General features: G+C 58.8%; 12 protein-coding genes and 1 pseudogene. 9 read left to right on the plus strand and 4 right to left on the minus strand.

Annotated elements, in window-relative coordinates; genetic code table 11:
- Positions 1-115: 115 nt before the first annotated feature.
- Together HMPREF1024_RS23155 and HMPREF1024_RS23150 are read left to right on the plus strand one after the other, a co-directional pair.
- Positions 116-1,411, plus strand: a complete 1,296-nt coding sequence (locus HMPREF1024_RS23155) for an MFS transporter (protein ID WP_004175494.1) — start codon at positions 116-118, stop codon at positions 1,409-1,411.
- Positions 1,412-1,422: 11 nt separating this feature from the next.
- Positions 1,423-2,232, plus strand: a complete 810-nt coding sequence (locus HMPREF1024_RS23150) for a substrate-binding domain-containing protein (protein ID WP_074193212.1) — start codon at positions 1,423-1,425, stop codon at positions 2,230-2,232.
- Here the strand turns inward: HMPREF1024_RS23150 and HMPREF1024_RS23145 are convergent.
- Together HMPREF1024_RS23145 and HMPREF1024_RS23140 are read right to left on the minus strand one after the other, a co-directional pair.
- On the minus strand, positions 2,207-3,106 hold the full coding sequence (locus HMPREF1024_RS23145) for a LysR family transcriptional regulator (protein ID WP_004152315.1): 900 nt from the start codon (positions 3,104-3,106) through the stop codon (positions 2,207-2,209). The two genes, HMPREF1024_RS23150 and HMPREF1024_RS23145, sit on opposite strands and share 26 nt — an antisense overlap.
- A 109-nt stretch (positions 3,107-3,215) precedes the next feature.
- Positions 3,216-3,698, minus strand: coding sequence for a cold-shock protein (locus HMPREF1024_RS23140; protein WP_002910657.1), 483 nt, complete (start codon positions 3,696-3,698; stop codon positions 3,216-3,218).
- Positions 3,699-3,888: 190 nt separating this feature from the next.
- Here HMPREF1024_RS23140 and HMPREF1024_RS23135 point away from each other — a divergent pair, with 190 nt between their 5' ends.
- Positions 3,889-4,587, plus strand: coding sequence for an RluA family pseudouridine synthase (locus HMPREF1024_RS23135; RefSeq protein ID WP_004197491.1), 699 nt, complete (start codon positions 3,889-3,891; stop codon positions 4,585-4,587).
- Between the two features lie 25 nt (positions 4,588-4,612).
- Here the strand turns inward: HMPREF1024_RS23135 and HMPREF1024_RS23130 are convergent, their stop codons facing one another.
- Entirely contained in the window at positions 4,613-5,152 is a 540-nt protein-coding gene (locus HMPREF1024_RS23130) for a DUF2058 domain-containing protein (RefSeq protein ID WP_002910652.1), read from the minus strand.
- Between the two features lie 114 nt (positions 5,153-5,266).
- Positions 5,267-5,596: a gamma-glutamylcyclotransferase family protein gene (locus tag HMPREF1024_RS23125; protein WP_002910650.1), complete on the minus strand. Its 330-nt coding sequence runs from the start codon at positions 5,594-5,596 to the stop codon at positions 5,267-5,269.
- Between the two features lie 86 nt (positions 5,597-5,682).
- On the opposite strand from HMPREF1024_RS23125, the gene HMPREF1024_RS32015 reads away from it, so the two are divergent.
- The 6 genes and pseudogenes from HMPREF1024_RS32015 (at position 5,683) to HMPREF1024_RS23105 (ending at position 12,942) form a co-directional block, all read left to right on the plus strand.
- Positions 5,683-5,928, plus strand: a complete 246-nt coding sequence (locus HMPREF1024_RS32015) for a hypothetical protein (RefSeq protein WP_077251083.1) — start codon at positions 5,683-5,685, stop codon at positions 5,926-5,928.
- A 236-nt stretch (positions 5,929-6,164) separates the two neighbouring features.
- A complete protein-coding gene (gene tssK, locus HMPREF1024_RS23120) occupies positions 6,165-7,505 on the plus strand; it encodes a type VI secretion system baseplate subunit TssK (RefSeq protein ID WP_009307582.1) in 1,341 nt (446 codons plus the stop codon).
- Entirely contained in the window at positions 7,502-8,155 is a 654-nt protein-coding gene (tssL, locus tag HMPREF1024_RS23115) for a type VI secretion system protein TssL, short form (protein ID WP_004175498.1), read from the plus strand. Before tssK ends, tssL begins: the two co-directional genes overlap by 4 nt.
- Before the next feature lie 3 nt (positions 8,156-8,158).
- On the plus strand, positions 8,159-9,856 hold the full coding sequence (locus tag HMPREF1024_RS23110) for an OmpA family protein (RefSeq protein WP_009307583.1): 1,698 nt from the start codon (positions 8,159-8,161) through the stop codon (positions 9,854-9,856).
- A 183-nt stretch (positions 9,857-10,039) separates the two neighbouring features.
- Positions 10,040-10,164, plus strand: a pseudogene (locus HMPREF1024_RS31045) (hypothetical protein).
- A gap of 150 nt (positions 10,165-10,314) precedes the next feature.
- On the plus strand, positions 10,315-12,942 hold the full coding sequence (locus HMPREF1024_RS23105) for a type VI secretion system Vgr family protein (protein WP_009307584.1): 2,628 nt from the start codon (positions 10,315-10,317) through the stop codon (positions 12,940-12,942).
- Position 12,943 lies beyond the last annotated feature (1 nt).

Raw genomic sequence — 12,943 nt, forward strand, 5'->3', positions numbered from 1 at the left:
TCATGCGTAAAATGCATTAGTGGATGCGTTTATTACGCTTATTTCGTTCCCGGTTCTGTTTCAGTCTTCAGCGACAGGCGCGCGACAACGCGTGGATAACAAACTGGAGACCTGCATGCATTCAACAACCTCACAGATGAGTACCCGTGACCGGATCGGCGCCATTCTGCGCGTCACGTCCGGTAACTTTCTCGAACAGTTCGACTTTTTTCTGTTCGGGTTTTATGCCACCTACATCGCCCATACCTTTTTTCCGGCGAGCAGTGAATTCGCCTCGCTGATGATGACCTTCGCAGTCTTTGGCGCCGGCTTTTTGATGCGCCCCATCGGCGCTATCGTACTTGGCGCCTATATCGACAAGGTGGGGCGGCGCAAGGGGCTGATCGTCACCCTGTCGATCATGGCCACCGGCACCTTCCTGATCGTGCTGATCCCCTCTTATCAGACCATTGGCCTGTGGGCGCCGCTGCTGGTGCTGATCGGCCGTCTGCTGCAGGGCTTTTCCGCAGGCGCCGAGCTGGGCGGGGTGTCGGTCTATCTGGCCGAGATCGCCACCCCGGGCCGCAAAGGCTTTTACACCAGCTGGCAGTCGGGCAGTCAGCAGGTTGCCATCATGGTGGCAGCCGCGATGGGCTTTGCCCTCAACGCGGTACTGGAGCCGAGCGCTATCAGCGACTGGGGCTGGCGTATTCCGTTCCTTTTCGGCTGCCTGATTGTTCCGTTCATCTTTATCCTGCGCCGTAAGCTGGAGGAGACCCAGGAGTTTACTGCCCGCCGCCATCATCTGGCGATGCGCCAGGTATTCGCCACCCTGCTGGCGAACTGGCAGGTGGTTATCGCCGGGATGATGATGGTGGCGATGACCACCACCGCGTTCTACCTGATCACCGTCTATGCCCCGACCTTTGGTAAAAAGGTGCTGATGCTCAGCGCCTCTGACAGCCTGCTGGTCACGCTGCTGGTGGCGATTTCCAACTTCTTCTGGCTGCCGGTGGGCGGGGCGCTGTCCGACCGCTTTGGCCGCCGATCGGTGCTGATCGCCATGACCCTGCTGGCGCTGGCTACCGCCTGGCCTGCGCTGACCATGCTGGCGAACGCCCCGAGCTTTTTGATGATGCTGAGCGTGCTGCTGTGGCTGTCGTTTATCTACGGCATGTACAACGGGGCGATGATCCCGGCGCTGACCGAAATTATGCCCGCCGAAGTGCGCGTGGCAGGTTTCTCGCTGGCCTACAGCCTGGCGACCGCGGTGTTTGGCGGCTTCACGCCGGTGATTTCCACGGCGCTGATTGAGTATACCGGTGATAAAGCGTCTCCCGGCTACTGGATGAGCTTTGCCGCCATCTGCGGTCTGCTGGCCACTTGCTACCTCTATCGCCGTAGCGCCGTTGCGCTGCAGACGGCACGTTAATCAGGGAGAAGATGATGCGTAAAACGACAGGAACCCTGCTCGCCACGCTGCTGCTGGCCGCCACCGGCGGCAGCGCGTTGTCCGCTGAGGTCACCGTGATGATCTCCGGCGGCTTCAAAGCGGCGCTGGAAAAGCTGGCCCCGGCGTGGGAAAAACAAACCGGCAACCACCTCGTGGTGATCCCTGGCCCGTCGATGGGAAAAACGCCGCAGGCGATCCCTAACCGTCTGGCGCGCGGCGAACACGCGGACGTGGTGATCATGGTCGGGGACGCGCTGACCAGCCTCAAGAAAGCGGGCCGTACGCAACCGGATTCGCGCCGGGAGCTGGCCGACTCGCCGATCGGCGTGGTGGTGAAGGCGGGGGCGCCGCTGCCGGCTATCCACAACGCAGACCAGCTGCGTGCGACGCTGCTGGCGGCGCCATCGGTCGCGTACTCCGACAGCGCCAGCGGACGCTATGTCAGCTCGACGCTGTTCCACACCCTGGGCATTGATGACGCGATGCAGAGTAAAGCGCAGATGGTGGAGCGCATTCCGGTGGCCTCGGAAGTGGCCAAGGGACGGTATGCGATCGGTTTTCAGCAGGTGAGCGAACTGCTGCCGGTGCCCGGCGTAACCTTCGTCGGCGAACTGCCGGATAACCTGCAGTACATCACCCGCTTTGCCGGGGCGGTGACCATCAGCGCCGACCACCCGCAGGAAGGCAAGGCGCTGCTGACGTATCTGGCGTCACCGGCGGCGCAGGAGACCATCCACGCCACCGGTATGCGAAGCGTAGCCGCCGCCGCGCCGGTCAGCCAGAAGGATACTGTTCAATAATCAGCTTCTCCAGCTCTGCCGCCACGTAGGACTGAATACGGCCGCTGAGGCGGATCAGGCCTACCGTACGCGTGACCACCGGGTCGGTGAGCGGCACAGCGCGGAGAACGGAATGCTCCCCGGCGGGCATCGACATCGCGGGCACGGCGGCAATGCCGATGCCCGCTTCCACCATCCCCAGCATCGTGGTGACGTGGCGGGTTTCGCAGATACTTGGCCGCGCCGGCGTCAGATGCGCCAGCTCCCGGTCAAGCAGCGTCCGGTTGCCGGAGACCCGATCCAGGCCAATATAATCCTGTTCAAAATACGCCTGCCAGCTTAGGTGCGTCTTGCGCGCCAGCGGATGATCGTGCCGACAGGCGGCCACATAGCGGTCGTCGGCAAGAGGGGTGAATTCGATACTGGCTGGCAGGTTTTTGGCAAAGCAGAGGCCAAAGTCAGCCTGTCCGCTGCTGACCGCCTCGATCACATTCCCGACGCTGCTGTCAATCAACCGGATGCGCACCTGGGGATAACGCGCCTGAAAGCTGCGGATTATTTCCGGCATAAAGTAGTAGGCGGCGGAAGGCACTGTCGCCACCGTCACCAGCCCGGTGCGCGCCTTGCTGACCTGGCTGATATCCGCCAGCACCGTCTCGACATGGGCCAGCAGCTGCTCCGAACGTTCGGCAAAATTTTGTCCATACAGCGTGAGGGTCACCCGCCGGGTGGTGCGATCGAACAGCCGGTTGCCCAGCGCCGTCTCCAGCTTTTCGATGCGTCGGCTAAGGGCCGACTGCGACAGGCAGATGGATTCGGCCGCCAGCCGAAAACTGCCATATTCCATCAGGGCGCGAAAGGCGTAGAGATCGTTGAAGTCAAAATTTACGGGCATGGCGGCATCCTTATCGGCTCTCTGGCGCCATCGCCCCGTCCGGCGAGGGGCGATGGCGGGTAGCATATCGGGCAGGACTTCGGGCGCGCGGGAAACCGCGCGCCAGGGCTTACACCTTAAGCAGTTTTACCGTGGCATCGATATCGATTTCGTCTTCCGAAAAGATCAGGGTTGTCCCCTGAAAGGTGGTGATCGCCAGCTTTTTCACCGAGCGCATCTCTCCCGGCTGCACCGTGGCTTTTGGCCGGATGCTGTTCATCAGCAGCCCGACCGACAGCACGGCGTTTTCTTTATCGACGCGGGTCTCGACCGGCTCTTCTTCCCGGTACACCACATAGGATTTGATGGAGGTCAGCTTCAACCGCTCGCCGGCAATATAGATATATTTGCTTTCCGGAATGACCTTCACCGCGTAGGCCGACAGCCCTTTATTGTTGGTGGTAGGTTCGAAAGTCACCGCCGCGTCTTTCTTGATAAGATCAGGATTGGCGACCTTAATCACGTGAAAATAACGATTTTCGCCGTTTTCATCTTTGATAAATCCAAAACCTTTATCTTTAAACCACGTTGTGATTGTTCCGTTCATCGCCATTACCGTATTACTCGTTGGTTAACACAAATTTTGCAGCGCGCAGTGTAAAGCACATTGCCTGTACAGGCCATGCCTTTGCGATAAGTGTGGGTGATAAATGACGCCGCCGCGAGGGCGGATTGTGCGCCAGCATCGTGCCGCTGGGCAAAATGAGGTACTATCGCCAGCCACTCCTTCTTCGGGCCGCCTGATGTCCACCATTATCGATACCTTTGTCGCGCCGCCGTGTCGCGAACAGATCACCCTCTTGTATCAGGACGAACACCTGGTGCTGATCAATAAGCCCGCCGGGCTGCTGAGCCTGTCGGGCAAAGATCCGCGCAACCTCGACTCCGTGCATCACCGGCTGGTACAGCGCTTTCCGGGCTGCACCCTGGTGCACCGCCTGGACTTCGGCACCTCCGGCCTGATGGTGATCGCCCGCAACAAGGGCATTAACGCCTTGCTGTGCCAACAGTTCAGCCAGCGCACGGTGGACAAGGTCTATACGGCGCTGCTGTGCGGCCACCTGGCGGAAGATGAGGGGATAGTGGAGGCGGCAATCGCCAAAGATCCGGCCCGTTTCCCGCGCATGGCGCTCTGCGCCCGCCACGGCAAACCGGCGCGTTCGCGCTATCGGGTCATAGACCGCCTGTATCAGGCGCGAGAAGGCGAGAGGGCGCTGGCGTTAACCCGGGTGACGCTCACCCCGGAGACCGGACGGACCCATCAGCTGCGTATTCACTGCCAGCTGCTGGGCTATCCGATCCTTGGCTGCGATCTGTACGGTGGCCGGGAGCTGCCCGGCACGGAATGCGCTCCGCGGCTGATGCTGCACGCCAGCGAACTGCGTTTTGTCCACCCCGTCAGCCATGAGCCGATGCATATCCAGCAGGCGAGCCCGTTTTGATCGCCCGCGGCGGGAAAGCCCGGGGTTACCACATCAGATCGTCGGGCACCTTAAAGTCGGCGTACGGATCGTCTTCATCCTGCTCATCCTGACTCAGGGCGCTGTGCAACACGATGCTGCTGGCGTCGCGCTGGGCAATTTTCTCAGCCACTACCGCCGGAATAATCGCATATTCACCTTCGGGCTTGTTATCCACCGCCAGGCGGGCAATCGCCAGACGGCCGTTAATCAGCTGGGTCTGGGTGGGCTTGTCGACCATGATTTTTTTGATCAGATTATTATCGGTAAAGTTAAAGCCGATATCGCCCCGGGCGACCGTAATGCGGTTCATCTCGATCAGCTGCTTCACCTGGGCTTTATACTCTTTCGCCAGCACCGCCTGCTTTTGCTGCTCGCTAAGCTGTTTATCACGCTCCAGCTGGGCTTTTTTATTTTCTTCCACCGCTTCCCGGGCCTCACGGGCCTGAACGCGGGATTTTTTCGCCGTCCTCTGGACTTTAGCCATTTTTTTGCTGCTGACCAGGCCGGCTTTGAGCATCTGCTCTTGTAAGGTGAGTTTTGTCATCTGCGTGTCTGAAACTGAGGAAACATCTGGCAAGTATACCTGCATTGGCAGAAACGACGCCAGACTCGCGATCGCGCTGGGCTGCTGTACCATGCCGCGCAGCGCGGCGGGGGATTACCCCCGGGGCTGAAGCTGATAAATCCAGGCGCTGATCTGCTGTCCATCGTCGGTGGTCACTTCCACCGGCACCCGATCGTACCCTTCCTCAAAGTCGTCCAGCATGGGCCAGTGCGCCGCCAGCCGATCGGACAGGAACAGATAGCCGTTGACCCGTGGGCCGTGAGCGTCGAGGACGATCCCCGGGAAATCGGCGGCTGCGCCCCAGCCGCGCGCGTAAAAGGTGCCGGTGACGTAGCCGGGACGCCACTCGCCCCCGATCGCCTCCAGAATATGCGCATTGCTGCGACCGGGACAGAGCGTCCCATAGACAAATAGTGGTTTCATTTTCTCTCTCTCGTTCGCCCTGACACCCGCCCACAGCGGAGCGGGAAACCAAAATACGGGGTAATGCAGCGCCTGGCAATGGCCGGGTGGGGGCGGGGCACTCCTCCGGGTATCTGGCAGTTGCCGGGGGAGATTCTGGACTCAGCGCTACTGAGGGTATATCGATTGCGGTGATATTTTTATTATTATTTATATTTAAGGTAAATATAAATATTCCCTACGGAGGGATTAATTCGCTAATTAATATTCAACAGGAAAATAATAAAAGGGCCGCTTATGGAATATTCCTTCTACATGTTATGACCGAGAGCAATAAAGCTACCTTGGGTTGAATTCAGATATTATTTAGGGCCAGGCGTTACCTCCCCCTGACTCTTTCGCTTTATGATAAACATCCCTTGACCAAAAATATCATCTGACTTCGAAACTCTCGCGGGCAGGGGAGATATTTCCTTTCCCTGAAGCGGCAGGTAATAAATCCAGCCGAACACACGGCGGATGAGGGATATCCGTCCGGGCATTTGGTCCTGTCTGCAGACCAATGAAAGCGAAAGGCACAGGAGGTGCAATGAAGATTTTCCGCCCATTATGGCGCGACGGGGCTTTTCTGGTCCCGCAGCAGTTTCAGCAACAGGCCCGCTGGGACGCGCACGTCGCCGATACGGTCTCCCGCATGGCGCTCGCCCACCCGTGGGGGGTATTGCGCGCGGAGTTTGACGCGAGCGCGCTCACCCTTTCCCGGCTCAACGCTACCCGGCTGATCGTGCGTTTCGCCGACGGAACGCTGATTGACACCGAGCTGGCGGATATTTTGCCACCGGTCCGCGATGTATCGGACGTGATGCAGGACAGGGTGGAGGTTCTGCTCGCTCTGCCGCTGCTCAGCGCCAGCGGCGGCAATCTTGATGACGGCCAGGAGAGCGCCCGCCCGCGCCGCTGGCGCGCCGAGCAGGTGACCGTCCAGGAGCTGGCCGGCCATGAACGCAGCGAGCTGGCCGTTCTGCGACACGCGCTAACGCTGCGTCTCTCCACCGAGGAAAATGCAGCCTTCCTCACCTGCCCGGTAGCGCGTCTGGTGCGCGACGCCCAGGGGCAGTGGATCGTTGACCCGGAATTCATCCCGCCGCTGCTGTCGCTGGCGGCAAGCCCGACGCTGGTTAGCGAGCTGGGCGAGCTGTTACATCGCCTGCAGGCCCGACGCAGACGCCTGATGGCCATGCGTCGTGAAAGCAATGCGCGGATGGCTGATTTTGCCGTGGCGGATGTTTCCCTGTTCTGGCTGCTCAACGCGCTGAACAGCGCTGAACCGGTGCTCAGCGAGCTGCATCAGGACCCTTCGCGCCATCCGGAGCTGCTCTATCGCGAACTGGCCAGGCTGGCCGGCAGTCTGCTGACTTTCTCCCTTGAACATCATCTGGAAGCAATCCCCCGCTACCGACATGCCTCGCCAGAGCAGGTATTCCCGCCGCTGTTTGCCCTGCTGGATATGCTGCTCGAAGTCAGCCTGCCCTCAAGGGTGATCGCCATCGCTCTGGAGCAGGGCGCCGACCGGGAGATCTGGCGGGGCAGGCTACACGATGCGCGGCTGCGCGAGGGGGCGGATTTTTATCTGTCGGTGCGCTCTTCACTCCCCCCTCACCAGCTACAGAGCCGCTTTCCGCAGCTCTGTAAGGCGGGTAGCCATGATGATGTCGCCGAGGTCGTCAATATTGCCCTCAGCGGCATCGCGATCAAACCGCTGAGCCATGTGCCGGCGGCCATTCCGCTACGTCTGGAAAACCAATATTTCGCTCTGGATCTCTCCACCGATGCCGCCCGCGCGATGCTGGAGGCCGGCAACTGCACCTTCTATACCCCGGAATCGCTTGGCGACGTGAAACTTGAACTCTTTGCGGTACTGCGCTCATGAATACCTCTGAAAGCGATCTGATCAACAAAACCTTTTACCCGGGCTGGCTGATGGTCAGCCAGTTACGCTGCGGCCAGCCGGTGACCGATGGCGAGGCGCTCTATCGCCAGGCCTGTCGATGGGTGACCGAGGCGCGCGAGGCGCTGACGGCGGGGGGAGTCAGTGAAGCCAGCGCTGAGCAGATGCTCTATGCCTACTGCGCGCTGCTCGATGAGAGCGTCCTCAACCGCGCCAGTCAGGATGATGGCTACCGCAGGTGGCGCAAGGATCCGCTGCAGGCGCGCTTTTTCAGCACTCTCAACGCCGGGGAAGAGCTCTGGGAACGGATCCGCCAGCTGCTGCGAGAGCCCACGGCGGATGCGGCAGTGCTGACCTGCTTCTTTCGTACTTTACAGCTGGGATTTGTCGGACAGTACCGCGCCGAGGATGACGAACGGCGTGAGGACGTGGCGCAAGCGCTTGGCGCGCGGGTCCCGCCGTTCAGCATGACCCAGGAGGCGCCGGTGGTGGTTCGTGCCTCCCGGCTGCGCAGCGGACGGCGGATGTACTGGTGCGGCTGGGCGGCTGGCATTGTGGCGCTGGCGGCGCTGTGGTTGACCTTCTCCTCCGTGCTGTCACAGATGGTGGCGCAGATAGCAGGGCAGGGATAAGAGATGCGTGATAACGCCCGTCGTCTGCTTACGATACTGACCGTCATCCTGGCCCTGTGGCTGGTGCTGGGCTTCTGGCCGCTGTCCATCGGCAACCAGGTGATCTTCAGTCTGTGCATCCTGCTGGCGGGCGGCGCGGCGCTCTGGCGTCAGCGTCGCCGGGCAGTCAGCCGTCAGCGATCGGAAATCGTCCTGCCGCCCGAGGATTTTCAGGGGGCGGTGGTTCTGGTCTGCGGGGATACCGACGGTCTGTTTCCCGGGCGTTCGGCGCACGGCGAAACCCGTCACGGCTGGTATCTCCGGGGTGACAGCGCGGAGCAGTTGCCGCGGCTGGCGCAGTACCTGGCGGCGGCGCGTCCGGCGCTGGTATCGCAGGTTTCCGTGCTGCTGGCGGTGGTACCGGAGCACCACCCCTCCGGGGAGCATCTGGCGCAGTCGCTGCGCGACTGGCGGCGGAGTATCGTTCAGTGCCGAACCTGGCTAAACGGTCTGCCGCCGGTGTGGAGCGTGTTCTGGGTGACGCCGCCAGGCGGCCAGGCCGCGGAAAGCCGCTGGTTTACCATCACGCCGGAGAGGGCTGGTCTCCAGGTGCAGCTGAAGGGACAAGCGCCCCAGGCGGTTGCCGGGTGGCAGCGGGAGGGCAGCTCTGCCTCACGCCTGCATCAGACGCTGTGGCTGGAGAGCATTCTGACCTTGGCCGAAAACGCTCTTTTCCGGCCATTCCGCGCCCGGCAGGCAGAACTTCCTCCGCTGAACCTGTGTGCCGCGGGCATCTGCCTGACACCGGTAGCGGCGGTGGCGAATAACCTCTGGCAACAGCAAATCGCCGGGATCACCACGCTCTCCCCGGGCAACGACGCGGCGCCAGGTCCTCACCCGCTGCCGGATCTTCTTCTGTCGTCACTGCCGCACCGCCACGGGGTCAGCCGCCGGATGCGCGATGCCGGTCTTGCCGCTGGGGTGGGCTTCCTCTTTCTGGCGCTGGCGATGCTGGCTTCCTTTATCAACAACCAGCGCCTGGTGCGCAGCGTCGGCGATCATCTGGCGGTGTATCACCGCCTCAGCGGCACGCCGCCGACGCCGAAGCTGCAAGCGCAGCAGCGTCTGCGTGCCGACAGCCGCCTGCTGGATGACTGGTTGCGCCGGGGGGAGCCGCTGCGTTATCGGCTGGGGCTGTATCAGGGGGGCCGGCTGATCCCCTTCGTTGAAGCCGCTATCAATGACTGGGCGCCGCCCCCGCCGCCGCGTCCGGTCATTAAGCAGGTTGTTCAGGGGCCGCAGACGATCCGCCTCGATAGCATGGCGCTGTTCGATACCGGCAAATCGACGCTGAAACCGGGTTCGACAAAGCTGCTGGTGAACTCGCTGCTGGGCATTAAGGCCAAACCCGGCTGGCTGATCGTGGTGGCAGGCCATACCGACAGCATCGGCAACGATAAATCCAATCAACAACTCTCCCTGAAGCGTGCCGAGGCGGTCCGCGACTGGATGCGCGATACCGGCGATGTGCCGGAGAGCTGTTTTGCGGTGCAGGGCTACGGCGCAAGCCGTCCTGTCGCCAGCAACGAGACGCCAGAGGGGCGGGCGCAAAATCGCCGGGTGGAGATCAGTCTGGTCCCGCAGAAGGACGCCTGTCTGGCGCCGGGCACGGCCAATACCTCAGGAGCAGAGACTAACGGATTAAAAAGCGAAACCGAGTAATCAGCGACCCCGATCGCGGAGGTTGAACAACAATCTGCCTGCCTGACCTTGTGCGCTACGGGTCCCTGATAAACAGGAAACAGCGATGGGCGGTAGCGTGCCTGCAGCCAGTCAATCTTGTCGGCTAGGCGAAGCCTCTGCGGGGATGAAGCTCGGGAAAGGGGATGGATAAAGGAGATCATTATGGATAGCGCTAAGGACAGTGGCAGAGAAATGCTGGCGGCGATAAACGTTGAAGGCTCCGGTTTCTGGCTGCTTTTTTTATTTCTCAGTCAGTGAATATAAATATCCCTGGGGTTACCTTTTAGTTACGAAACTCCTGGTGGGGTATCTGATATATCGATATGCACATAAATATATTTATGATGAATGAGATGATTATCATTAAACAAAATTAAACAGGGCGTCCTGTGAATTGATTTTTGATGGTCATTACAGCGGAGTAAAACAGGAATATAATGGATACCTCTTCAATAATTACCGGCACCACCCTTAACCGTTACCAGCTGGATATTCCTTCATGTACCGCATCGCTGGATGTGGAAGAATTCAGTGGGGCAGAAAAACTGAGTGAACTTTATTATTACACTATTACGTTTACCAGCGCAGAGAAAAATATTGATGCCGCACAGCTCCTGAGCAAACCCGCCATGCTGACGATGGGCGGCGGCGCACTGCAGCAGCTGGCGGACTGCAAACGCGTCCATGGCGTGGTGACTGCCTTCCGGCGTATCAGCAGTTCAGAAGATCAGTCGAAATATCAGATAACCCTCGAACCCTTCCTCTCCTTACTGGATAAACAGTTTCGCAGCCACCGTTTTTTCGTGAATAAATCGGTGCCGGAGGTGGTGGAGCAGGTATTGCAGGAACATCACCTGCATGACTGGGAGTATGAGTTTAATCTCAAGCAACACTATCCGCGGCGCGAGCAAATTAATCAGTATCAGGAGAGCGACCTGGCATTTATCCAGCGCCTGCTGGCAGAGGTGGGGATATTTTATTTCTTCACCCTGCAGGAAGAGGCCCAGAGCGAAGTGGTCCATTTCGCCGACGCGCAGCGGGCGCTGATGTTCGATAAAACACTTCCTGTAAACAGCCCGTCCGGGATGAGCGACAGCGGTACGGAATCGATATGGGGTCTGAACATCACGCACAATGTCGTAGAGGCGAACGTCACTACCCGGGATTATAACCCCCGCGATGCGCAGAGCGTTCTCCAGTCGGCAACAGCGGATATGACCCGGGGAAATGGTGAAGGCATCACTTACGGTGAGGTATACCACTATAAGCTTCGCCACCGGGAGCGTGGCGATAAAATCGACCCGCAGACGGAGACCGCCAACTTCTATGCCCGCCTCGACCATGAGCGTTTTCTGGCTCACCAGACGCTTATTACCGCGAGCAGTACTGCAGCCTGGCTGGCGCCGGCCCAGGTGCTGACCGTTACCGACAGCCTGCCGTCGACCCTGCCTGCGCCCATACAGGATCCGCTGTTAATCACCGGCACCGGTTTTACCGCCAGCCGCCGGGAGGCGCTGCGGGTGTCCCTGCTGGCGGTGCCCTACAGCGAAACATTGTGCTGGCGTCCGCCGCTGCTGCCGCGCCCGAAGGTGACTGGCACCATGACGGCGCGGGTGACCAGCGCGAAAGCGAATGATATCTACGCCTGGCAGGATGCGTCCGGCCTGTACCGGGTGAAATTTGACCCTGACAGAGATGAGAAAGGGCAGGGGCAGGAAAGCATGCCGGTGCGTCTCGCCAAACCCTACGGCGGCGACGTGTACGGCTTTCACTTCCCGCTGATCCAGGGCACGGAGGTGGCGATTGCTTTCCACGAAGGCGACCCTGACCGGCCGTATATTGCGCATGCGCTGCACGACTCACGGCATGTCGACCCTGTGACGGAGAAAAACAGCACCCGCAATGTGATTCGTACTCCGACCAACAATAAGCTGCGAATGGAGGATAAGCGCGGCGAGGAGCATATCAAGCTCAGCACCGAGTACGGCGGCAAGACGCAGCTGAATTTAGGACATAACGTTGATGCCAGCCGCAAGCTTAGGGGGGAAGGGTTTGAACTGCGTACCGATTCGTGGGGAGGGATCCGGGCGGGGAAAGGGATATTCATTACTGCGGACAGCCAGCCTGAGGCACAAGGGAAAGTGCTGGATATGGCTGCAGTACATTCCTTGTTGACGCAAGCCGTTAGTCAAATGGAGTCTCTTTCACAGGCAGCATCAGCAGCAAAAGCACAGCTCTTGCAATATGAGCAACAACAGGCACTGATGGAAGAGAAGTTACTTGCGCTAAAGCAGGCTGTATTACTGATGAGTGCACCAGAAGGTATTGCTTTAGCCAGTGGAAGTCATCTTCAGGCAGTTGCAAGCGAAAATATTTATATGACTGCAGGGCAAAATGTTGAACTGGGAGCAAAGAAAAATATTACTCTTGCCGCTTCTGAAAAAATATCAATCTTTACCGAAACTGAGGGCATAGAAGCTATTGTGGCCAAAGGCGATCTAATATCACAGGCTCAGTCAGGAAATATTGAAGTAATAGCTAAGCAAAATATTTCGCTGACCAGTACAACAGAGGGTATGACTTTTACAGCGGCAAAAACTTTAACGTTTACCTGTGCTGGCGGGGCATACATTCGCCTTTCCGGAGGAAACATCGAGTTAGGCTGCCCTGGTGATATTATGATGAAGCAAAGTAAGCTTCTCTACAGTGGCCCAGCTTCTATGCAGTCAAATATTCCAGAACTTCCTGATAGTGGTCCACAGTCAATGAGTTTTATGCTCTTAGATGCTCTTGGTAATGCTGCGCCATCTACTATGAAAGTGAGTCTTTTTGATAGTAAATCAAAAGAACAAATATGGAGTTCTGCTTTTAATGATGGAGAGTCAGGTTGTTTTGAACCGCCTGAAAGTGAAAATTTTCATGCAATAATTGGCGATGATAAATGGACGAGCCTTTTTTCTTATAACGATGAGCATGATATTGAGGATGAGACTGATGATGACCTGGATTTCGATGAACATGGTCCGCAATATGATGGTGAATTAAACGAACAAGATAAGGAATAGC

It is taken from the genome of Klebsiella sp. 4_1_44FAA, from assembly GCF_000238715.1.
GTDB classification, from domain to species: domain Bacteria; phylum Pseudomonadota; class Gammaproteobacteria; order Enterobacterales; family Enterobacteriaceae; genus Klebsiella; species Klebsiella pneumoniae.